Origin of the sequence: Pandoraea sp. E26, from assembly GCF_000681415.1 — a bacterium.
GTDB classification, from domain to species: domain Bacteria; phylum Pseudomonadota; class Gammaproteobacteria; order Burkholderiales; family Burkholderiaceae; genus Pandoraea; species Pandoraea pnomenusa.
This window is the reverse complement of sequence record NZ_AYXJ01000032.1, coordinates 88,442-110,531: the sequence shown is the minus strand read 5'-3', so window position 1 is coordinate 110,531 and position 22,090 is coordinate 88,442. Positions and strand designations below refer to the sequence as shown.

Genomic DNA, 22,090 nt, shown 5'->3' with positions numbered 1-22,090 from the left:
TCTTGTCATCTTGAGAGCCGCATCACGCGCGCCTGGCGTGCACGAAGAACTCCCGGTTGCCGTCGCCGCCCGCGATGGGACTGTCGAGCCATGCGGCGACCGTCAGTCCGAGCGATTCACAGGCAGTGCGGATTTTTGTCTCCACTTGCGCATACTGCGCAGCGTCCTTCACAAGCCCGCCGCGGCCGACATGCTCGCGTCCGACCTCGAATTGCGGCTTGACCAGCATCAGCAGGTCGCCGGCCGGGGCCAGCAACGGCGCGAGCGCGGGCAGGACCAGCGTGAGCGAGATGAACGACACGTCGCCCACGATCAGGTCGAACCCGGCTTCCGGCATGGCGTCCGGTGCGCTCGCCGTTGCGAGACGCGCGTCGAGCAACTCGCGCGACAGGTGCCGCGCGTTGATGCCCTCGAGCGACACCAGCCTCGGCTCGCTCGCGAGACGCGGATGCAACTGTCCATGCCCGACATCCACCCCGACGACACGCGCCACGCCCGCCTGCAGCAGACAGTCCGCGAAACCGCCGGTCGACAAGCCGACGTCGAGGGCCACACGGCCACCGACGCCAAGCCCCGTCTGCGCGAGCGCACCGGCAAGTTTCAGGCCGCCGCGCGACACGTAGCGATCTTCGTCGGGCAGTCCGTCGGGCGCCGCCCGCACTTCGATGTGCTCATCGTCCGCCACGATCTGGCTGGCCTTCTTCAACGCCGTTTCGGTGCCGGCGTAATACACGCGTCCGGCATCGATGAGGCGTTGAGCGGCGGTGCGGGATGCGGCCAGCCCCCGGCAGACGAGGGCCTGATCGGCCCGAAGCGCTTGCGACATGACTACGGGTTTCCTGCAAGAAGCGAGCGACGGCGATGCGCCGCCATTACACGTTGGTGGCTCGCTCGCCGCCGAACACCAGCGCCGACAGAATCCACGAGATCAGGCTGTACAGCAGCGAGCCGAAGAGCGCCGCCCAGAAGCCCGAGACTTCGAAACCCTTCACGACATGCGAGGCCAGCCAGAACAGCAACGCGTTGATCACGAAAATGAACAGCCCCAGCGTCAGCACCGTGACCGGCAACGTCAGGATGACGAGCAGTGGACGCAGGAACGCGTTGATCAGGCCGAGCACGACCGCAACGATCAGGGCCGTACCGATGCCCTTGAGCTGGATGCCCGAGACGACGTAGGGCAGAACGAGAAGCGCGATGGCATTGATGAGCCAAATCAGCAGCAAACGCATGGCAAGCTCCGAAGAACAGGCCGGGGCGGGAGCGGACTCCCGGCACCGGCAGTGGTGAAACCGCGTCCGACAGCGCCGGGCGGCCCGCACGCCGACGCTCGCGCGTCAACGCCGGCCGCCGGGCGCGTGTCGATCAGTAGCGATAGTGCGCCGGCTTGAACGGGCCGTTCTTGTCGACGCTGATGTACTTCGCCTGATCGTCGGACAGCACGGTCAGCTCGGCGCCGATACGGCCCAGGTGCAGGCGTGCGACCTTTTCGTCGAGGTGCTTGGGCAGCACGTACACGCTGTTCTTGTACTTCGCGCCGTGCACGAACAGTTCGATCTGCGCGAGCGTCTGGTTCGTAAACGAGTTGCTCATCACGAACGACGGGTGGCCGGTGGCGCAACCCAGGTTCACCAGGCGCCCCTCGGCCAGCAGGATGATGCGCTTGCCGTCCGGGAAGATGATGTGATCGACCTGCGGCTTGATGTTTTCCCACTGGTACTTGCGGGTCGACGCCACGTTGATTTCCGAGTCGAAGTGACCGATGTTGCACACGATGGCCTGATGCTTCATCGCGAGCATGTGGTCGTGGTCGATCACGTGGAAGTTGCCCGTTGCCGTCACGAAGATGTCGGCCTTGTCGGCGGCATACTCCATCGTCACCACACGGTAGCCTTCCATGGCGGCCTGCAGTGCGCAGATCGGATCGATTTCCGTGACCCACACGGTGGCGCCCAGGCCGCGCAGGCTCTGCGCACAGCCCTTGCCCACGTCGCCGTAGCCCGCCACGAGGGCGATCTTGCCGGCGATCATCACGTCGGTGGCACGCTTGATGCCGTCGACCAGCGACTCGCGGCAGCCGTACAGGTTGTCGAACTTCGACTTGGTGACCGAGTCGTTCACGTTGATGGCGGGGAACGGCAGCACGCCGTCCTTTTCCATCTGGTACAGACGATGCACACCGGTGGTGGTCTCTTCGGTCACGCCCTTGATCTGCGACAGGCGCTTGCTGTACCACTGCGGATCGATGGCCAGATGACGCTTGATCGACGCGTACAGCGCGACTTCTTCCTCGTTGGTCGGGTTGCCCACGACCGAGATGTCCTTCTCGGCCTTGCTGCCCAGAATCAGCAGCAGCGTGGCGTCGCCGCCGTCATCGAGAATCATGTTGGCGAACTCGCCATTCGGCCATTCGAAAATGCGGTGGCTGTATTCCCAGTACTCGTCGAGCGATTCGCCCTTGAACGCGAACACGGGAATACCGGCGGCGGCAATCGCGGCGGCGGCGTGGTCCTGCGTCGAGAAGATGTTGCACGAGGCCCAGCGCACTTCAGCGCCAAGCGCGACGAGCGTCTCGATGAGCACGCCGGTCTGGATCGTCATGTGCAGCGAGCCGGCAATGCGCGCGCCCTTGAGCGGCTGGCTGGCCTTGAACTCTTCGCGCGTGGCCATCAGACCCGGCATTTCGCTCTCGGCGATGGTCAGCTCTTTGCGGCCCCAGTCGGCCAGCTTGATATCGGCAACGTGGAAATCGGAGAATTTCGAATCGACTACGGCGTTCATCACGCCTCCTTTCTCTAAAGTCTAGATAGTTGGGACGTGAGCGCCGTTCTTGGGGCCCACACGCCAACGATCCGGGGGAAACCGGCGGCCGGCGGGGCCAATGGGAAGGATCTTGAGCCTGGCAGCGGATTCGCTGTCGCAACGCTCCTCAAGACCCCGGCATTGTAGCAAAACTGAGGCACGGCGTCGGCGCCGCGGCGACGCGCGAAGGGTTATTTTTGACGTCTTCGATGGGGAAGGGAAAGGGAAAGGGCAAGGGCGATGGCGGCCGGGCCGCCCGCCGTTCAGAGCGGCAGATGCGTGAGCAACGGTGCGGCGAACACCATCACGATGCCGTTGATCATCATGACGAGGCTGGCCACCACGCCCTCCTCGTTGCCGATCTGGCGTGCCTTGGCGGTGCCGAAGCCGTGAGCCCCCGCGCCGAACGGCGCGCCGCGCGCCATGCGGGTGCGCAGCGGCAGCCACGACAGCAGCGCCTCGCCGAGCAGCATACCGATGAAGCCCGTAATGATCACGAAGAGGCCAACCAGGTCGCGCGAGCCACCGACCTGATCCGAGACCGCCAGCGCAAACGGCGTGGAGATCGAGCGGGCGAGCAGGCTTCGCGCCATCTCCGGCGGCAGTTCGAACAGCCGCGCCAGCACGAACGAGCTGCCCACGGCCACGACCATGGCAACGAGCACGCCCACGATCAGCGCGAAGGCATGACGGCGGATGATGTCGCGATGCTCATAGATCGGCACGGCGAACGCGATGGTCGTGGGCCCGAGCAGCCACACGAGCCAGCGCGAGTCGGAGATGTACGTCTTGTAGGAAATGTCGCCGCCGACCATGACGATGATGAGCAGCACCGGCGCGAGAATCGCCGGGCCGAGCCACACCTTGCCGAAACGCGCGTGGAGGCGCTTCGACACGTAATAGAAGACGACGGTCAGAACGAGCAGCAGCAGCGCCGTATGATTCATGGCAGGACTCGGCGGAAGCGATGGTTGCGCGATGCCTCAGCGCACGTCGTGGACGTGGGCGCGGCGGGCCGGGATGCGCACCAGCGCGCGCTTGAGATGGCGCTCGGCGCGACATGCGAAGTCGACGGCCAGGGCAGTCGAAACCATCACGAGCACCGTGCCCACGCCGATCACGGCAAGCAATTGCAGTCCCTCATGACGCAGCAGGTCGGTGTATTGCATGACGGCGGCGACCATCGGCACGAAGAACAGGATCATCTCGGCCAGAAACCAGTCGGCGCCACGCTTGATCTTCTCGGTCTTGAGCACGCCGCTCATGAGCAGCGCCACCACGGCGAGCAGGCCGAGCACGCCGCCGGGCAGCGGCAAATGAAAATGACGCGATGCAGCATCGGCCACCAGGTAAATGCCCGTGAGGAGCGCGGCCTGCCACACCACGTCCACAATGCGCTTGCTACGGCTGTACAGACGGCTGGCGATCATCTTGGTCATGGTGGACTCCCTAGGGTTTACATCAACATGGATAGCAGTATAGGAAGCGGTGCAACATAAATATAATGAATTAGTCTCATGAAATTGATTCCAATATGGAATAATTTAGGTATTAACCCTTATAGTGCATGCAAGAGGCCGGCAGGACGGGCCGCTTCGGCAAACTGCACCGATGCGGTGCAAGCGAGTGAACCAACATGGAACTGCGTGCGTTGCGAGGATTTGTGGAAGTTGTGCGACAGCAGAGCTTCACGGCGGCCGCCGAGGCCCTGTTCGTGACCCAGCCCACGGTCAGCAAGATGGTCAAGGCGCTGGAAGACGAGCTGGGCACGCCGCTGATGCTGCGCGAAGAGCGTGGCATGGGCCGCCGGCTCCAGTTGACCGATGCGGGGCGCGTCGTGTTCGAGCGGGGCCAGGACGTGCTGGCCGCCTACGCGAGGTTGCAGCAGGAGCTGGCCGACCTCGAAACGGTGGCGCGCGGCGAGTTGTCGATCGGGATTCCGCCGCTGGGCGGCGACCTGTTCATCCCGGTCATCGGTGCGTTTCACCAGCACTACCCGGACATCGAGATGAAGCTCTTCGAGACCGGCTCGCGCGCCATCGAGCAGGCGCTGCTGGCGGGAGACATCGAACTGGGCGCGGTGCTGCTGCCGGTCGATCCGACGATTCTCGACGTGCTGCCCGTGTGCCATTACCAGTTGCGCCTCGTTGCGCCGCGCGAGTCGCGCTGGGACGGGCGAGCCTCCGTCGGGCTAGGTGAACTGCGCGACGAGCCCTTCGTCTTCTATGGGGAGGGTTTCGCCCTTTCAGAACTGGTGATTGCCGCGTGCCGCCGCGCGGGGTTCACGCCAAAGATCGCGGGTCGCTCGAGCCAGTGGGACTTCATCGCCTCGATGGTCGACAACGGCGTGGGGGTGGCGCTGCTGCCCGAACCGTTCTGCGCGCGACTCGATCCCAAACGCTTCGTGATCGTCGACGTGCGCGATCCGGAAATTCCATGGGATCTGGCCATGGCATGGCGGCGCGATTCCTATTTGTCGCACGCCGCGCGGCGCTGGCTCGCACTCGCGCGCGACATCCTCGGCCCGGGTGGCGACGGCGAAGCCAAGGCCGCCATCGCCGGCGCGGCGCGCCGCAATTGATACGGCCGCGCCGTCGCCGCCTGCCGACGCCACCGGGGCGGACGACGTTCCAATGTCGTCGCCCTCGCGAGGTACGGCCCAACCCGGTCGGCGGCGCCCTCGCCATCCGACACGGTGCGGCGATTGCGGTATCCTTGCCGCTGACCAATTCCCCCCCAGCCGCGCGAGCGCGGCGCATCGACACTCATGCGCATCATTACCGCGAATCTGAACGGCGTGCGATCGGCCGCCAAGAAGGGCTTTTTCGAGTGGTTCGGCAACCAGCAGGCCGACATCCTGTGCGTTCAGGAGATCAAGGCACAACTGCCCGACATGACGCCGGATTTCCTCAAGCCGCACGACTATCAGGGCTACTTCCACTTCGCCGAAAAGAAGGGCTACAGCGGCGCTGGCGTGTACGTGCGCCGGGAGCCCGACGACATCCTCATCGGCTGGGGCAACGCCGAGTTCGACGCCGAGGGCCGTTATGTCGAAGTGCGCTACGGTTCGTTGTCGGTCATCTCCGTGTACATTCCGTCGGGTTCGAGCGGCGAGGAACGTCAGGCGGCCAAGTTTCGCTTCATGGCCGACTTCATGCCGCATCTGCTCGAACTGAAGTCCGCTGGCCGGGAAGTCGTGCTGTGCGGCGACGTGAACATCGCGCACAAGGAAATCGACATCAAGAACTGGAAGGGCAACCTGAAGAATTCCGGTTTCCTGCCAGAAGAGCGCGCGTGGCTCACGCAGTTGTTTGACGAACATGGCTATGTCGACGTGTTCCGCACGCTCGACCCGCGCGCGGAACAGTACACGTGGTGGAGCAACCGCGGCCAAGCGTATGCGAAGAACGTGGGGTGGCGCATCGATTACCAGATCGCCACGCCTGGCATCGCGGGCAAGGCGAAGACCACCTCGGTCTTTCGCGACATCAAGTTCAGCGATCATGCGCCCCTGATCGTCGACTACGACCACGCCTTGTAAGACAGTACGGCGCCGGGCGCGAATGCACCCGGGTCTGCTTTACACGCCGAGTCGCTACCCCATCGCGGACTCGCGCAAACCGCCGCGCGCATGCCGCGCGGCCGAACGTGACTTCCCATGACGACCCTTTTGTTCTGCACCAGTTATATCAAGGATGCCGACGCCTGGCGGACGCGATATCGACGCTGGCTCGATTTCTACCGCGACGGCCCGATCGCGGCCGACCGGATGATCATGATCGACGACGGCTCGCCATGGCTGCCCGAGCCGGACGTCTTGCCGACCGTGTCCGCTGAGCGCGATCCCGGCGCACTCGATGCCCTCGGTGCGAAGCACTGCATACTGCGCTTCGAGACCAATCTCGGACGCCAGAGCATGAGCGCCTATCCCGGCTGGTGGCGCAGTTTCCTGCATTCGCTCACGGTGGCGAAGGCCATGGGCGCGGACAAGATCGTGCACATCGAATCCGACGCGTTCACCATGAGCCGGCCACTCGCGGACTTCATCAACGAAACGCGCTCGGGCTGGCATGTCCTGTGGGCGCAGCGGTACGCCATGCCGGAGACCGCCATTCAGGTGATCTGCCGGGACCAGTTCGACGCGATGGAAGCCTTCCGCGATTCGCATCCCGACCTGAACTTCCCCGACATCGCGGAGCGCATCCTGCCATTCACGTCGGTGAACCGCAGCTTTAAGGGCGATCGGTACAGCGAATTCAAACGCAACCGGGGCATCTTCCGGTCGCGCAAGTTCAACTTCCTGCCGATCTTTCAGTGGGATTTCTTCTGGGAACCGATTCCCGCCGACGCGGACTTCGCCACCCAGGTGGTGGAGCGTCAGCAGGTGGCCTTCCGCCGCGACTGACGCGGCACCCGTGGACCTTGTGCGCCACGAGGCGGCGTCACGACAAAGGGGCGGATTGACCGCCCCTTTGCATCGTTCAGCACCGCTTCGCGCTGTCTGGCGCCGCCGGATTCCGCTCGATGCCTTTCAGTGCGGCGCGCTCGGCGCCAGCTCACCGTTGCCGTCGCCGTCGTCCGCGCCCCACGGGGCGACCTTGGGCAGCAACAGCATGCCGGGCAGCGCCAGCACGGTACAGATGAGAAAGAACGTCAGCCATCCCACGCCGTCCACGATGTAGCCGGTACCGGCGTTGGCGAATGTCCGCGGCACCGACGCCAGGCTCGTGAACAGTGCGAACTGCGTCGCGGTGTAGCGCGGATCGGTCGTGCGAGCGATATAGGCCGTGAACGCGGCCGTGCCGAGCCCGGCGGTAAATGCCTCGAACGCGATGACCGCGCCCAGGCCCGAGATGACGGGGCCGGCTTCCGCCAGCCACGCGAAGCCCAGCACCGAGACGAGTTGCAGCACGCCGAACACCCACAACCCGCGGTTGATGCCCAGCTTGATCAGCCAGATCCCGCCGATGATGCCGCCCGCCACGCTAGCCCACAGGCTGGTGGCCTTGGCCACCACGCCGATCTGCGTCTTGGTGAAACCCAGGTCGAGATAGAACGACGTCGCCAGCGACGTCGCCATCGAATCGCCCAGCTTGTACAGGAAAATGAACGCCAGCACGAGTAGCGCCTGCGACCAGCCGCCGCGCGAGACGAACTCATGGAACGGCTCGATCACCGCCTCGCGCAGGGTCTTCGGCGGCGTGCCGCGAATTTCCGGCTCTTTCACCACGAGCGTCATGACGATACCCGGCAGCATGAACGCGGCCGTTGCGAAGAACACCTGCGCCCAGGGCAGATGATCGGCCATGATGAGCGCGAGCGAGCCCGGCACCAGCCCCGCGACCTTGTAGGCATTCACGTGCATCGCCGTGCCGAGGCCCTGCTCGCGATCCGACAGGAGTTCGCGTCGGTAGGCGTCCAGACAAATGTCGAGACTGGCGCTGAAGAACGCGAGCGCCGCCGCGAGCGCCGCGATCGTCATCAGGTCGCGCTGCGGCGAATAGGTGCCCATGAGCGCCACCGCACCGGCCACGAGCAACTGCGTGACGAACATCCAGCCGCGCCGCCGCCCCGGCTTCCAGCCGAAGATATTGGGCGCGAAGCGATCCATGAGCGGCGCCCACAGGAACTTCCAGGTGTAGGGAAACTGGATCAGTGCAAACAGGCCGATCGCCTTGAGATCCACATGTTCGCTGCGCAGCCACGCCTGCACGAGATTGAGCAGGATGAAAAGCGGCAGACCGGAGGTAAAGCCGAGAATCACGCAGATGAGCATCCGCGTGGGGTGGAAGACACGCCCGTCGTCGGGCGGCAGCGAATCGGTCATGGGAAAGGCAATAGGGGCCGGCCGACGACGGTGCGCGGCGCCCGGCCCTGATTGTCCTCACTGTCAGGGGCCAGGCGCTTCGCTGTCCCGCCGGTTGCCGTCGGTTCAGGAACGCTTGACGCGATAGACCGCAAGACTACCACGCCAGTTCGCGCCCACCGATACGAGCCGGCCGTTGTGCAGCACCGCCCGATCGAGGATCTTCACGCCGACATCCGGCGCGAGCGCCTCGAAATCCTTGATCGTCAGTACGCGCACGTTCGGCGTGTTGTGCCACTGGAAGGGCAGGCTCTTCGACACCGGCATGCGCCCCCGCAGGACGGACAATCGATGCGGCCAGTAGCCGAAGTTCGGAAACGAGACGATGGCCTCGCGCCCCACGCGCACCGTCTCGCGCAGGATGTCTGCCGTGCGATGGATGGTCTGCAACGTCTGCGACAGGATCACGGTATCGAAGCTCTGATCTTCGAACAGCCTCAGGCCGTCTTCCATGTTCTGCTGGATGACATTGATGCCGCGCTGCGCGGAGGCAAGCACGCCGGCGTCGTCGATCTCCACGCCGTAGCCGCTCACGTCGAGCTCGTCCATGAGCAGGCGCAGCAGCGAGCCGTCGCTGCAACCGAGATCGAGCACCTGCGACGACGGCTCGATCCATCGGGCAATGACGCGAAAGTCGGGACGGTCCGACAGCGAGGCCGAAATGCGACCGCGCGATGCGGCCAGTTGCGCCGCCTGCGCGCTGGTGACCGGTGCGGTGGACTGACTCATACCCCAATCTCCCGGGCGATACGTTCGTAGTAGGCGCGCACCAGATTGTGATAGCGCGAGTCGGTGAGCAGGAAGGCGTCGTGACCATGTGGCGCGTCGATTTCCGCGTAGCTCACCGTGCGGCGCGTGTCGAGCAGCGCCTTGACGATTTCACGCGAGCGCGCCGGTGCGAAGCGCCAGTCGGTCGTGAACGAAACGATCAGGTACTTGGCGGTGGTGTGCGCCAGCGCCCTGGCCAGATCGCCGCCCACCGTCCTGGCGGGGTCGAAGTAATCGAGCGCGCGCGTGATCAGCAGATAGGTGTTCGCATCGAAATACTCGGCGAACTTGTCGCCCTGGTACCGAAGATACGACTCGACCTCGAACTCCACGTCGAAACTGAAGCGGTAACCGTCGTCCTGTGGGCTCGCGCCTGCGCTCCCGCCCCCCTTACCCGCATCCTTCACCCCGTCGACGAGCGCTTCGGCGCGCCGCAGCGCGCGACCGAACTTCGTCGCCATGTCCTCGTCGGACAGATAGGTGATGTGACCGATCATGCGCGCCACGCGCAGCCCGCGGCGCGGGACCACGCCGTGGGCGTAGTAGTCGCCGCCGTGAAAGTCGGGATCGGAGAGGATGGCCGAGCGGGCCACTTCGTTGAATGCAATATTCTGCGCCGAGAGTTTCGGCGTGGACGCGATGACCAGACAATGTCCCACGCGCTCCGGGTACATGATGCTCCACGCGAGCGCCTGCATGCCGCCCAGGCTGCCGCCCATCACGGCCGCGAACTTGTGAATGCCGAAGACATCGGCCACGCGCGCCTGTGCGTTGACCCAGTCTTCGACGGTCACGACCGGAAAGCGTGCGCCGTACGGCGTACCCGTGGCTTCGTCGAGGCTCATCGGTCCGGTCGAGCCGAAGCACGAGCCGAGGTTGTTCACCCCGATGACGAAGAAGCGATCGGTATCGAGCGGCTTGCCGGGGCCGACCATGTTGTCCCACCAGCCCACATCCTTGGGATTGTCGGCGGCGATACCCGCCACGTGATGCGACGCATTGAGCGCGTGGCACACGAGCACGGCGTTGCTGCGATCGGCATTGAGCTCGCCGTAGGTCTCGACCATGAGGTCGTACCCGGCGAGCGTGCTGCCGTTTTGCAGGGCCAGCGGCTCAGCGAAATGCATCCGCTGCGGCGTGACGATTCCGATTGAAGATTCCATAAATCCCTGTCCGAAACATGCCGGCGCCGGCACCCGGATCAACGAGACGACATTGATCGACGGACGGCGTCCTGAAGTGTTCTGTGCGGGAAAAGGGGTCGACGGAAAAACGGCGGGGTACGCGAACGACCTCTTTAGCCGCATTTTTAGTGAATGTCCCGGCCCGGTGAAACCCTGGCCAGGTCATTCGCGCGCCCGCAAGCGAGTCACCAAATCGGCGCGCCAATCGTCGCGACAAGGCCAGTCGATGATCCGGCAGTCCCGTCGCGGGTTGCAAAAGTATAACGTAATCCGCGCCGGGGGCGCAGACGAGCGGCCTTAGCGCAGCAGCGCCGAGACCTGAGGTTCGGCCCCTTCGGCCGGCGAGCGTTTGAACCCGCTCTTGGCGAAGCGGTGCCAGCGGCCGAGCACGTAGGACACGAGCAGGTTGGCCCGCGAATTGGCGTCGAACGTCTCGGGCAACGTGCCCTGCGCGCTTGCCAGGCGCAAGACCTGGCGCAGCGACGCCTCGATGCGATCGAGCAGCTGGTTCATGCGCTCCTGCAAACGCTCGTGCTCGCCGACCAGCGCTTCGCCGGTCAGCACGCGGGTCATGCCCGGGTTCTTTTCCGCGAAACCGAGCAGCATCAGCACGATGGCGCGGGCTTGCGTCACGCCGTCCTGGTCTTGCGCGGAGATCTGGTTGATCAGGCCGAAGATGGTTTGTTCGATGAACTCGATGAGGCCTTCGAACATCTGGGCCTTACTCGCGAAGTGGCGATAGAGCGCCGCTTCGGAGACATCGAGGCGCGCGGCAAGCGCGGCCGTGGTGATCTTCTCGCCCTTGGGGGTCTCGAGCATGGCGGCGAGGGTCTGCAAGACCTGCACACGGCGCTCACCCGGTTTGGGACGGGTTGCCTTCACCGGCGCGGGCGCGGCCTCCAGCGCATCGGCGACGCCGTACCCGGCGCCGGTCGAAGAATTTTCCTGCTGCATCGTCTGGTCGTTATCGGTAGGGATTTGATTGTCGGGCGGCATGGGCCATGGCCCCGGTCGCAAGGCGAGCCCGTAACTCGCGCAGAGATTGTACTTTGATATCCACGTAGTGTGGGCGCCCACTGCGCGGCATTGCGTCACCCACACTGTTTCTCGCCGGCAGATGCCCTGTGATCCATACCGTCCTGATGCCGAAATGCCGCAAGTGCTTGAGGTGCGAGCGTGTGTCTTCGACCAGCCAGGTGCGATGCGGCGAGAGGCCCTCTCTCGCCAACAGACGGCGCAGCATGATGGCGTCTGGCTTGGCGCGCCAGGCACGCCGGTCGGCCATGTCTTCGATGCTCACACAGCGCTCGAAATGGCGGCGGATGCCCAACGCTTCGACGATCGGCAGCGCGTAGTGCGCCGGTGCGTTCGTGAGCAGTATCTTGCGCCCCGGGAGCCCGGCCATCAGGCGAGCGACGCCGCGCTCCGCGCGCAACACCTCCGCCAGCGGCGGCAGCGCGTGCACGCGCGCCAGGAACTCGTGCGGATCGATCGCGTGATGCCGGATCAGTCCGAGCAGCACCGCACCGTAGCGCGACGTGTAATCCGTGCGCAGCCGGTTGGCCTCGTCGTGCGACAGTCCCAGCTTCTCGACGATATAGGCGGTCATCGCACGATTGATCTGCGGGAAGATCGCGTGCGACGCGCGATGCAGCGTGTTGTCCAGATCGAACAGCCAGACCGGACCGCGCGAGCCATATTCGCTGCGTGCGCGTGACGCGCGCCGGCGTCGGCTCAGAACATGGGAAGAAGGCACGGAGATAGCGCAATCATGCGAGCAGATGGAAGAAGATGACGCCGCCGCATCGACAGCCTCTCGATCCCCGGGCAAGACAATGCGGCTTCGGCAAGGCACGATGCTAGCGCGCGATGCCCGCTTTGACAAATCCGCCCGCGCAGCCTGGCAACGATCGCGCGGCGCGCCGCGCTTACGCCCCGGCGGGCTTCACGCGCGTGCGCACCAGACTCACGACCCCGCCCAGTATCGCGAGTGCGGTGGCGGCGACCATGGCCGCACGCGCGCCGTCGTCACCGTACGCATCGAAGAGCAGCGCCACGACGGCGGCGCCCAGCGTCATGCCGACGGTGCGCGCGATCGTCATCAGCCCACTCGCCGCCCCGCTGCGCTCACGCGGTGCGCCCATCATGATGATGCGGTTGTTGGGTGTCTGAAAGAAGCCGAAGCCCACACCGCACAGCGCCATGCGCAAGGCGATGTCCCAATCGCCGGCGCGCGGCGGCAGCCACACGAGCGAGGCCAGCCCCAGTGCGAAGACGCCGAGGCCGAGCGCGCTCAGGCGAGCGCTGTCGAAGCGGTCCGACAGACGCCCGGCAAGCGGCGCAACGAAAACGATGACCAGTGGCCATGGCGTGATGAGCAGACCGGTCACGGCCTCGCTGCGCGCGAGTGTGTGCTGCAACAGGAACGGCATGCCGACATACGACAGCGTCTGCGACATGTAGCAGGCCACCGACGTGAGCGACGACAGCGCCAGCACCGGCACGCGCATGAGGTCGAGTGGCAGCAGCGGTGTTTCGCGCCTGCGCTGATGACGCACGAGCATCACGGCCACGACGATCCCCAACACGATCTGCAACGTCGCCATACCGCGGCGTCCCGTCTCGCCGAGATGCCCCACACCGATGATGACGAGCGCGAGCGCCGCCGCATTGAGCAGGGCGCCGGGCACGTCGATGCGTCGCGCGGCGCCCGGCGTGCGCGGCAGGCACCGGAACGACGCCGCGAAAGCCACCGCACCGATCGGCAGATTGATGGCGAACAGCCACCGCCAGTCGCCCAACGAGAGAATCGCAGCCGCGACACTGGGCCCCGCGGCGGTGGACAGCGCGACCGTGAGCGCGAGCAGGGAGATGGCGCGTCCGCCCAGATTCGGCGGGAACACCATACGCAACAACGCGGGCACGATCGTCGACATGCACGCCCCGCACAGTCCCTGCGCAACGCGCGCGACGACGAGCCAGGCGAGACTGGGCGCGAGCGCGCAGCCCGCCGAGGCCAGCGTGAAGCCCGCCACGCCGAAGAGAAACACACGCCGGTAGCCGAGCTTCTCGCCGAGCGCGGCCAGCGGCAGCACGGCCATGGCGAAGATCAGCTGATAGGCGTTGACGACCCAGACCGTCGAGGCCGGATCGGATGCCAGATCGTGCGCGATGGTCGGCAGCGCCACGTTGGCGATCGAGGCATCGAGATTGCCCAGAAAGGTGCCCAGCAGGATGGACGGCACGGCGATGCGCCGCGCGTTCGCGCTCAGTCCGTCGGCGAGCGGTGTGCCAGGGGGCGTGGGTCGGGTCATACGGGATACGGGGTGAAACGCACGGGAGAAAAAATGCGGCCCGGGAACACAGTCGCCGTTGCCCAGGCCGGGCAGGAAAATCGCACGCAATGGCGCAGCTCGGGGAATGTTCGGCTGCACACGGTCATGCCGCACGACGTCTGCCGGATCACTCTTTCGTTGTGCGCGACACCGCCACCACGTCGCATGCCGCGCAACTGGGAGTGACGCAGCACCGCGTCACGTGCGACTCGCCCCCCCCGGACGTGCCGCACGCGCTTGACGCACGCGATGCCGCGATTTCCGACGCTACTGGCAACGCCCGATCAGAACGTGTGCTGAATGCCCAGCATCGTACCGAACTGGTTGCCGCCCGTCACGACCGAGCCGCCCGCCGCGATTGCCACCGCGCCGTTCTGGCTGTTCGCCACCCAGCCGGCCATGCCATACAGCGACGTGCGTTTCGACAGCGAGTACGTGGCGCGGCCGATGAGCATCGTGGCGTTGGCCTTGCTCTTGAGCTGATAGCGAATGGCCTGTGCGTCGAACGTCCAGGTGATCGTCGGCATGTAGGTCACGCCGAGGAAGTAGATGTCCGAGCGCAGCGATGCCGCGTCGGCGCTCACGTTGCGGTGAATCCAGCCGCCGCCCACGCGTCCCGTCGACCACTTGTAGTAGGCATTGATGACCGAGTGCGAGTCCGTGTAGTTCGAGCTGGTCAGCGGCGCCGCGGCGCCCGTGTTGCCGCGCATCTGGTCGTACGACGCCGAAATGCCGAAGTTCTGGTAGTCGTAGCCGAGCAGGCCGGTGAACTGCTTGCACGCCTGGTAGTTGCCGGCAACGTTACCCGCGCAATTCGTGGCCGACGGCCCGCCCGCGCTCGACCCGTCGCGCCCGAAGCTGTAGGTCGCACCGACGGTCACGCCATCGAACTTGCCCATGTAGCCCACCGCGCTGTCGCTGCGGGCATTGGCGATGTACGGATCGATACTCGCGAGCGAGAAGATCGACGGCCCGATCACATCGGCATTGCCCGTGACGTAGAACGTCATGTTGTTCTGACGGCCAATGAGGAACGTACCCCATGAACCCGACAGACCGACGTTGGCCTGACGGCCGAACAGGCGTCCACCGTAGTTCAGGTTGCCGGTACCCGGCTGGAAGCCGTTCTCCAACGTGAAGACGGCCTTCAGACCGCCGCCCAGATCTTCCACGCCCTTCAGGCCGAAGCGCGACGGCACCTTGCCGGTGAGGGTCGGCTCGCCGATGAAGCTGCCGCCATTGGCGGCGTTGTTGTAATAGGCAACGCCGGTATCGACGATTCCGTACAGCGTCACGTTGCTTTGCGCCTGCGCCAGGCCTGCACCCAGCATCAGGCCTGCGGCCAATGCATGTTTCACTTTCACTTCTGTCCCCTTGTTTTTGAAATACACAGCTACGAGGGTCGCCCCTCAACTACAACCTCCGAACTGGCGCGAAGCCGGTCCAGCCTTTTGTGGAACGGCACTGCGGCCGTCTCGGGTACTGCCCTTCTCAACTGCCTTCCTGCGCTGCCGGGCAACCGGTGCCGCCTCCTGGATGCACCATTCGGCACCGGTACCCGCCGTTTTTCGGCGCGACGTGAGTTGCTGTTTTTTCCTCACGCCTCGCGTACGAAAGTGAAACGTGCTTCGCGCCGGGCGATGCGCCAGCCTTGCGCGGTGCGCACGAACGTATCGTCGAACTCGCCCATCACCTGGCGGCCATGCACCGCACGGCCGAACGGTCCCGGCGCATCCTGCGCCGAGGCGCTCCACAGCAGCACCATGCTGCTGCCGCGCGCCTGCGTCGGCGAAGTGACGTCGATCAGGACATTGCCTACGAGATGCCGTGTGATCCGGTCGGCCGGACGCGCCGCATACGCCTCGGCGATTGCCGCAGGCCCCACGAGGGTGTCGCCGCCCGGGCGCACGAGCACACCCTGCTCGGCGAACAGGGCCCCGAGCCCCTTCGGGTCGCGATGGTCATTGCACGCGGCGAAACGCATCACGAGGTCGTGACAGGCCTGCTTCGCAAGGCACAGCTCGAGACCATCGAGGCCATCGGGGCCGTCGAGCGCGTTGGCCGATTGAGAGGCGAGGTTCGAAACGCTTTCGGTCATAGGGCGCGCGCCTCCGCCTGCGAGAGCCATGCGCGCATCGCGCCGGCGACATCCTCCGGCCGCTCCATCGGACTCATGTGCCCGCTGTGCTCGACCACGCACAACACCGCGCCGGGAATGGCGCCGGCCATGGTTGCGTGGCGGGCCAGCGGGCTCCATGTGTCCTGACGCCCGCACAACACGAGCGTGGGACACCGCACATCGGCAAGCAGCGATGTCGCGTCCGGGCGCCCGAGCAGCGCGCGAATCTGCGCCGCGAACTGATCCGGATGGCTGCGCTCGATCATGTCGAGAATCGCGGCGAACAACGGTGTGCCGATCTGGTCCGGGTGCACCATACCGGTCGCCCACACCTGCCCCATCGCGCGCATGCCTTGCTCACGCGCGCGCGCGAGCAAGGTGCCGCGGCCGGCCCGCTCCTTCTCGCCGGCCTCGCCCTCGGGCAGGGCCTGATAGCCGGTGTCGAGCAACGCGAGATGCGTTACGCGATGCGGGGCGCGGCGCACGACTTCGAGCGCCACGCGTCCGCCCATGGAGTGTCCCGCCAGCGCGAATTGCGGCTCGGCCGTGCTCGCCAGCACGTGATCGGCCATCGCCGCGATGGTGTCGAGCATGCCCCACGCGGGAACGCGGCAATCGTATTGCGGCAGCAGTGCCGCGGTCGCGGCCCACGCCACCTGGTCGCAGAGCAAGCCGGGAAGCATGAGCAGCGGGGGACGTTCGTTGCTCATGACTTCCCTCCCTGCGCCCAGACGTGAAACGGAATGCTCACCTCGCCGTCGAAGAGCCAGCGCGCCGTGCGCAGCAGTCCGGCGCCGGCACCCTCGGGCGCGCCATCGGCGTCGCGGTCGAGCGCCAGACGGACCGTGAACTCGCCAGTCGGATGTTCGATGGCGAGCAACGGCGCGTCGCCCTCGGGCACCACCGCCATGTCGTGGCAGACGGTGCCCGGCAGCGCGGCGGCCGTCGCCACGCTTACGGCCGCGAGCACGCCGATGGACGTGTGACAGCGATGCGGAATGAAACAGCGTGTCGCGAGCGCGCCACCGGCTTGCGGCGGCGCCACGAGACACATTTTCGGCACCGTGCGCGAGCGCACGTCGCCCAGGTTCATGCGCGGCCCGAGCGCGAGACGAATGGCCTCGATACGCTCGCGCAGCGTCTGGAAATCGGCCCCCGACTCCAGCGCCTCACACGGCTCGGCACCGGTCGCGCCCAGGTCCGCCGCGCGCATGAGCACCAGCGGCATGCCGTTGTCGATGCAGGTCACCGCGACGCCCTCGACCGTGTCCTGACGCGCGCCGGTCGGAAACAGTGCACCGCACGACGAGCCCGCGGTGTCACGGAACATCAGCGGAATCGGCGCGGACGTGCCCGGCACGCCATCGATGGCCACGTCGCCCTCGTACTTCACCACGCCGTCCGGGGTCTGGACCGTGGCGACCGCCACCTGCCCGGTATTGACCATGTGAATGCCGACCTCCGTCACGTCTCCACCGACGGCCACGAGCCCGCGCTCGATCGCGAACGGCCCCACGCCGGCGAGGATGTTGCCGCAGTTTTGTCCGTAGTCGACCCGCGCTTCGTCGACCACGACCTGCGCGAACAGATAATCGACGTCGGCATCGGACCGCGTCGCATGCGAGACGATGGCCACCTTGCTCGTGAGCGAGTGCGCGCCGCCCATACCGTCGATCTGGCGTGCGTCGGGCGAGCCCATCGCCGCGAGCAGCACAGCGTCGCGCGCGGCGGGATCCGCGGGCAGATCCTCGGCGAGGAAGTACAGCCCCTTCGAGGTACCGCCGCGCATGACGGCTGCACGAATGCGCGTCTGGGAATGCTTCATGTCGGCCAAGTCGCGCCCCTCACTCGCCTTGCAGCTCGTCGAGTGAGTCGACATAGCGCAGGCCCTTTGCCGCGAGACGCTCACGCATCTTGTAATAGTCGAGTCCGAGCGTGCCGCCGGCGAGCACGCCGCGCTTGTAGGCTTCGTCAGCGCCGCGCGCCTCGGCCGCCCTGGCCACCGCCCGCGCGGTGGCGAACGGCACCACCACCACGCCGTCGTCGTCGGCCACGATCACGTCGCCGGGGTTCACGATCTGGTTCGCGCACACGACCGGCACATTCACCGAGCCGAGCGTCTCCTTGACCGTGCCCTGCGAGGAGACGGCTTTCGACCACACGGGAAACTGCATCTCGGTCAGCGTGCCGATATCGCGACAGCCGGCATCGATGATCAGCCCGGCCACGCCGCGCGCCTTCATCGACGTGGCGAGCAGATCGCCGAAGTAGCCGTCGTCGCACGGCGACGTCACGCCCACCACCACGATGTCTCCCGGTCGGGCCTGTTCCACCGCCACGTGGAGCATCCAGTTGTCGGACGGCGGCGCGAGCACGGTCACGGCACTGCCGGCGACCGACGCGCCGCGATAGATCGGACGCAGGTAGGTGGCCATGAGACCAAGACGGCTTTGCGCCTCGTGCACCGTGGCGCTGCCCGCATTGCGAAGCGTGTCGAGCGTTGCGGCATCGACACGGGGAATCTGACGAACGACGACGCCGCGAATCATGACGGTTGCCCCGTGAATGGTGAGAATGGCTTCATGTATCAGGAGAGTTGCTCGGTCACGACCGGCGTAAGACGCATGAGTCCTTCCGCGTACTTGATGTCGCGCGCGGCCGTGATGCCGATGTTGCGTTTGGCCTGCACGCCGCGCTGCAATGCCACGCGCGTGTAGTAGTCCCAAAGATGCTCCTGGCCGGCCATGCATTCGATGGCCGCGCGCTTCTTGTCCCACACCGGCGTGATGTCCACGAACGTGTTCGGAATCCACTCGCACTGTTCGGTCTGGTGCGGCTCGAATGCGAGCACGGCCGGCGCACCGATGATCTTCTGCCCCGGGTTGTGCCCTTCGGCCTGCGCGATCACGCGCGCCTCCTGCGTGACGTGCATCGCCAGCGGGTGATCGAAGTTGTACGGGTCCTTCTCGGAGTGGCTCAGCACAAAGGACGGCTGCACTTCGCGATAGATGTCGACGAGCCGGAACAACGTTTCGTCGGACACGCGCATCGGATAGTCGCCGATATCGAGGAACTCGATCTCCGCGCCGAGAATGTCGGCCGCGCGCTGCGCTTCTTCGCGACGCGCCGCCTTGACCTTCGCCTCGGTCATCTCGGCGCCTTTGCGCCAGAGCTTGGCCGATTCGCCGCGCTCGCCAAACGACAGGCAGACGATCTTCATGCGATAGCCCTGCGCGACGTGCGCGGCGATCGTGCCGGCCGCGCGCCAGACGAAGTCCGCCGAGTGGGCGCTGACCACCAGGCCTGCCAGCCCCTGGGCTTGAGTGTTCTGTGATGTGCTCATGTGTTTGACGCCTTTGTCTCTTTGCTTGCTGCGTGTATCGCGGTATCGCGGTATCGCCGCATTACCGAATTACCGAATTGCCGCCGCGCCGATACATGCCGCGCGGCGCATCGTGCGATCAGACGCTCTCCAGTCCCACCAGCGCGCCGAGCAGTTCCGGCGCGGCCGCGAGTTCGCTGCTGCGCCCGGACCAGACTTCGCGGCCGCGGTCCAGCACCAACGCCCGATCGGTGAGTTCCAGCCCGAGCTCCGCGTGCTGCTCCACGAGCACCACGCCCATGCCGCCGTCGGCGCGCAGCTTCCAGAACGCATCGACCAACTGGTCGACGATCACCGGCGCGAGGCCTTCGAACGGTTCGTCGAACAGGATCACGCGCGGGTTGCCGATCAACGCCCGGCCGATCGCGAGCATCTGTTGCTCACCGCCCGAGAGCTGATTGCCCAGATTGCGGCGACGCTCGTGCAAACGCGGGAACAGGTCGTACACACGCTCGAGCGACCAGTCGGACGTCGCGCGCGTGTCGCCGCCCATGGCCGACACTTGCAGGTTCTCCTCGACAGAGAGCGACTTGAAGATCTCGCGCTCCTGAGGCACCAGCGCGAGCCCGGCCCGGGCGCGCCTGTAGGCGGGCCACGAGGAAATGTCGTCGCCGCGATAGCGCACCACGCCGCCGTGGCGCGTCGTCAGTCCGAGCAGGCTGAGGAGCAGCGTGCTCTTGCCCACGCCGTTGCGCCCGAGAATAGCCACGGCCTCACCCGCCGCCACGCGCAGGCTCAGGTCTTCGAGCACGATGGTTTCGCCGTAACCGGCGCTCAGCCCGCCGGCTTCGAGCAGCATGTCAGTCATGATGGCGACGCCCCAGATAGATGTCGCGCACGCGCGGATCGCTGCGCACTTCGTCTTTTTCGCCTTCCATGAGCACCGCGCCTTCGACGAGCACGGTGATGCGTCGCGCGAAGCGGAAGACCAGATCCATGTCGTGCTCGATGACCATCACCGCCACGTCCGACGGCAGGCGTTCGAGCAGCTCGAACAATTTGCGACCCTGTCCCGACGGCACGCCGGCCACCGGTTCGTCGAGCAGCAACACCTTCGGGTCCAGGGCGAGACCCAGAGCGATCTCGACCTGGCGACGCTGCCCGTAAGCCAGTTCGCTGATGCGCTTGCCGGCCAGATCGAGCATGCCGAGATCGCGCAGGCGTTCGGCCGCTTCGTCGACGACCGCCGAACGGCTCGCGAGCGGCCTGCCGATGCGCCCGTCAAGCCCGCGACGCGAGGACAGCGCAAGCGCCACGTTCTCGGCCACGGTGAGCGAGTCGAACAGCGTGTTGAGCTGGAACGTGCGGGCCAGGCCGAGCTTCACGCGCTTGTGCGAAGGCATCGACGTCACGTCCGTGCCGCCCACGCGCACCACGCCGGCATTCGGTCTGAGCACCCCCGTGAGCAGGTTCATCAAGGTGCTTTTGCCCGCCCCGTTCGGGCCGATGAGCGCGTGTCGCGCGCCGACCGGGAGCGACAGGTTGACGTTGCGGGTCACGTCCAGCTGACCGAAGCGCTTGGACAATCCCTGAATTTCGAGTGCGGCGCTCATGGCGTCACCTCCCCTTCCTTCGACGTCGCGGACGCGCCCTGGATGCCGCTTGCGTGAGACGCGTCGGGCGTGACCGTCGTGCGGCGGCGCAAGCGCGCCGTCAGGCGGTCCACCAGACCGATGAGGCCGTCGGGAGCGAAGCGCACGACGACGATCAGCAGCACGCCAAGCGCGGCCAGCCAGTTCGTGGGATCGATGGCCGCGATGCGGTCGGACAGCACCATGAACACGACTGCGCCGAGCACGGCGCCGTAGAGGCGCCCGGTGCCGCCGAGTGCGAGCATCACGAGCACGTTGGCCGAGAGCGTGAACGACAGCGTGTCGAGCGCCACGATATTGTTGACCTGCGCGGAGAGCGCGCCAGCCACGCCGGCCAACGCGGCGGCCAGCGTGTACAGCATCAGGCGGCGCAGTCCCACGCGCACGCCGAGCAGCGACATGCGCATCGCGTTCTCGCGAATGCCCTGCACCGTCAGGCCGAACGGGGAATTCACCAGAAACTGCGTGAACAGGTAGACCACCAGCAACACCGCCAGCGTGTACAGATACGCGGTGTGACCGTAGATGTCGAACTCGAAGCGACCGAGCAGGGGCGCGATGGTGTAACCGGTCAGGCCGTCGTCGCCCATCGTGATCGACTTCGCGACGTTGCCCGCTTCATACAGGAGCGTGGCGCAGACGAGCGTGAGCATGATCTGCGTGAGACCGCTCACGCGCAGCACGACAACGCCCGTGACGAGCCCCACCAGCGCGGCGACCACGGCGCCGGCGATCAGCCCGAGCAACGGGTCGGGCGACACGTGCAGCGCGAACAGACCGGCCGCGTAGGCGCCGCTGCCGAAGAACGCCGCATGTCCCAGCGTCTCGATGCCGCCGTAGCCCTGCACGAGATCGAGCGAGAGCGCGAAGATGATCATGATCAGCACGCTCGTGGCGAGCGCGAGATACAGATCGGCGAAGAAATAAGTGGCAATCGCGGCGAGCAGCAGCACGGCGTCGAGCGGGCCGAGCCGCTTTCGGCGCAGTGCCGGCGAGACCTGCGCGGCGCCGGCCGGCATTTGGGAAGGCATCATCCGGGACA

23 protein-coding genes and 1 riboswitch are annotated in these 22,090 nt (G+C 66.0%); of the genes, 3 read left to right on the top strand and 20 right to left on the bottom strand.

Features of this window, described 5'->3' with window-relative positions; all coding sequences use genetic code 11:
- Positions 1-22: 22 nt before the first annotated feature.
- From W930_RS0120590 to W930_RS0120570, 5 genes are all read right to left on the bottom strand, one after another.
- Positions 23-826: a TlyA family RNA methyltransferase gene (locus W930_RS0120590; RefSeq protein ID WP_023872818.1), complete on the bottom strand. Its 804-nt coding sequence runs from the start codon at positions 824-826 to the stop codon at positions 23-25.
- 46 nt (positions 827-872) lie between these two features.
- On the bottom strand, positions 873-1,232 hold the full coding sequence (locus W930_RS0120585) for a phage holin family protein (RefSeq protein WP_023598034.1): 360 nt from the start codon (positions 1,230-1,232) through the stop codon (positions 873-875).
- A gap of 133 nt (positions 1,233-1,365) precedes the next feature.
- Positions 1,366-2,781, bottom strand: coding sequence for an adenosylhomocysteinase (gene ahcY, locus W930_RS0120580; RefSeq protein ID WP_023598035.1), 1,416 nt, complete (start codon positions 2,779-2,781; stop codon positions 1,366-1,368).
- Positions 2,782-2,812: 31 nt separating this feature from the next.
- Positions 2,813-2,937, bottom strand: a riboswitch (S-adenosyl-L-homocysteine riboswitch).
- 128 nt (positions 2,938-3,065) lie between these two features.
- Positions 3,066-3,749 (bottom strand): LrgB family protein, encoded by a 684-nt coding sequence (locus W930_RS0120575; protein WP_023598036.1) that lies wholly within the window; start codon positions 3,747-3,749, stop codon positions 3,066-3,068.
- A gap of 36 nt (positions 3,750-3,785) precedes the next feature.
- Positions 3,786-4,241: a CidA/LrgA family protein gene (locus W930_RS0120570; protein WP_023598037.1), complete on the bottom strand. Its 456-nt coding sequence runs from the start codon at positions 4,239-4,241 to the stop codon at positions 3,786-3,788.
- Between the two features lie 197 nt (positions 4,242-4,438).
- Between W930_RS0120570 and W930_RS0120565 the strand changes: the two genes are divergently transcribed.
- From W930_RS0120565 to W930_RS0120555, 3 genes are all read left to right on the top strand, one after another.
- The gene (locus tag W930_RS0120565) at positions 4,439-5,383 is read left to right on the top strand and encodes a LysR family transcriptional regulator (protein ID WP_023598038.1); all 945 of its coding nucleotides are present in this window, start codon (positions 4,439-4,441) and stop codon (positions 5,381-5,383) included.
- A 186-nt stretch (positions 5,384-5,569) separates the two neighbouring features.
- Positions 5,570-6,343 (top strand): exodeoxyribonuclease III, encoded by a 774-nt coding sequence (locus tag W930_RS0120560; protein ID WP_023872815.1) that lies wholly within the window; start codon positions 5,570-5,572, stop codon positions 6,341-6,343.
- A 117-nt stretch (positions 6,344-6,460) separates the two neighbouring features.
- Positions 6,461-7,207: a hypothetical protein gene (locus W930_RS0120555; RefSeq protein ID WP_023872814.1), complete on the top strand. Its 747-nt coding sequence runs from the start codon at positions 6,461-6,463 to the stop codon at positions 7,205-7,207.
- Between the two features lie 126 nt (positions 7,208-7,333).
- On the opposite strand, the gene W930_RS0120550 is transcribed toward W930_RS0120555, so the two are convergent.
- From W930_RS0120550 to W930_RS28285, 15 genes are all read right to left on the bottom strand, one after another.
- Positions 7,334-8,629, bottom strand: coding sequence for an AmpG family muropeptide MFS transporter (locus W930_RS0120550; protein WP_023598041.1), 1,296 nt, complete (start codon positions 8,627-8,629; stop codon positions 7,334-7,336).
- Positions 8,630-8,734: 105 nt separating this feature from the next.
- Positions 8,735-9,397 carry a methionine biosynthesis protein MetW gene (gene metW / locus W930_RS0120545; protein ID WP_023598042.1) on the bottom strand — a complete coding sequence of 221 codons (663 nt, stop codon included), beginning with the start codon at positions 9,395-9,397 and terminating at the stop codon, positions 8,735-8,737.
- The gene (locus W930_RS0120540; RefSeq protein ID WP_023598043.1) at positions 9,394-10,599 is read right to left on the bottom strand and encodes a homoserine O-acetyltransferase; all 1,206 of its coding nucleotides are present in this window, start codon (positions 10,597-10,599) and stop codon (positions 9,394-9,396) included. The genes metW and W930_RS0120540 overlap by 4 nt, the downstream gene beginning before the upstream one ends.
- A gap of 318 nt (positions 10,600-10,917) precedes the next feature.
- Entirely contained in the window at positions 10,918-11,574 is a 657-nt protein-coding gene (slmA, locus tag W930_RS0120535) for a nucleoid occlusion factor SlmA (protein WP_023598044.1), read from the bottom strand.
- A gap of 10 nt (positions 11,575-11,584) precedes the next feature.
- Positions 11,585-12,376 (bottom strand): pyrimidine 5'-nucleotidase, encoded by a 792-nt coding sequence (locus W930_RS28290; protein WP_023598045.1) that lies wholly within the window; start codon positions 12,374-12,376, stop codon positions 11,585-11,587.
- A gap of 172 nt (positions 12,377-12,548) precedes the next feature.
- Positions 12,549-13,934 carry an MFS transporter gene (locus tag W930_RS0120525; protein WP_023872812.1) on the bottom strand — a complete coding sequence of 462 codons (1,386 nt, stop codon included), beginning with the start codon at positions 13,932-13,934 and terminating at the stop codon, positions 12,549-12,551.
- A gap of 305 nt (positions 13,935-14,239) precedes the next feature.
- Positions 14,240-15,319, bottom strand: a complete 1,080-nt coding sequence (locus W930_RS0120520) for a porin (RefSeq protein WP_369798684.1) — start codon at positions 15,317-15,319, stop codon at positions 14,240-14,242.
- 233 nt (positions 15,320-15,552) lie between these two features.
- Positions 15,553-16,053 carry a nuclear transport factor 2 family protein gene (locus tag W930_RS0120515; protein ID WP_023598049.1) on the bottom strand — a complete coding sequence of 167 codons (501 nt, stop codon included), beginning with the start codon at positions 16,051-16,053 and terminating at the stop codon, positions 15,553-15,555.
- Positions 16,050-16,784 (bottom strand): alpha/beta fold hydrolase, encoded by a 735-nt coding sequence (locus W930_RS0120510; protein WP_023598050.1) that lies wholly within the window; start codon positions 16,782-16,784, stop codon positions 16,050-16,052. Before W930_RS0120510 ends, W930_RS0120515 begins: the two co-directional genes overlap by 4 nt.
- Positions 16,781-17,899 carry a 4-oxalomesaconate tautomerase gene (locus W930_RS0120505; protein WP_023598051.1) on the bottom strand — a complete coding sequence of 373 codons (1,119 nt, stop codon included), beginning with the start codon at positions 17,897-17,899 and terminating at the stop codon, positions 16,781-16,783. Before W930_RS0120505 ends, W930_RS0120510 begins: the two co-directional genes overlap by 4 nt.
- Positions 17,900-17,918: 19 nt before the next feature.
- Positions 17,919-18,623 (bottom strand): 4-carboxy-4-hydroxy-2-oxoadipate aldolase/oxaloacetate decarboxylase, encoded by a 705-nt coding sequence (locus tag W930_RS0120500; protein WP_023598052.1) that lies wholly within the window; start codon positions 18,621-18,623, stop codon positions 17,919-17,921.
- A gap of 38 nt (positions 18,624-18,661) precedes the next feature.
- Positions 18,662-19,417: a PIG-L deacetylase family protein gene (locus tag W930_RS0120495; protein WP_023598053.1), complete on the bottom strand. Its 756-nt coding sequence runs from the start codon at positions 19,415-19,417 to the stop codon at positions 18,662-18,664.
- 118 nt (positions 19,418-19,535) lie between these two features.
- Entirely contained in the window at positions 19,536-20,264 is a 729-nt protein-coding gene (locus W930_RS0120490) for an ABC transporter ATP-binding protein (protein WP_023598054.1), read from the bottom strand.
- Positions 20,257-21,009 (bottom strand): ABC transporter ATP-binding protein, encoded by a 753-nt coding sequence (locus W930_RS0120485; protein ID WP_023598055.1) that lies wholly within the window; start codon positions 21,007-21,009, stop codon positions 20,257-20,259. The genes W930_RS0120490 and W930_RS0120485 overlap by 8 nt, the downstream gene beginning before the upstream one ends.
- Entirely contained in the window at positions 21,006-22,082 is a 1,077-nt protein-coding gene (locus tag W930_RS28285; protein ID WP_223272064.1) for a branched-chain amino acid ABC transporter permease, read from the bottom strand. The genes W930_RS0120485 and W930_RS28285 overlap by 4 nt, the downstream gene beginning before the upstream one ends.
- Between the last annotated feature and the right edge of the window lie 8 nt (positions 22,083-22,090).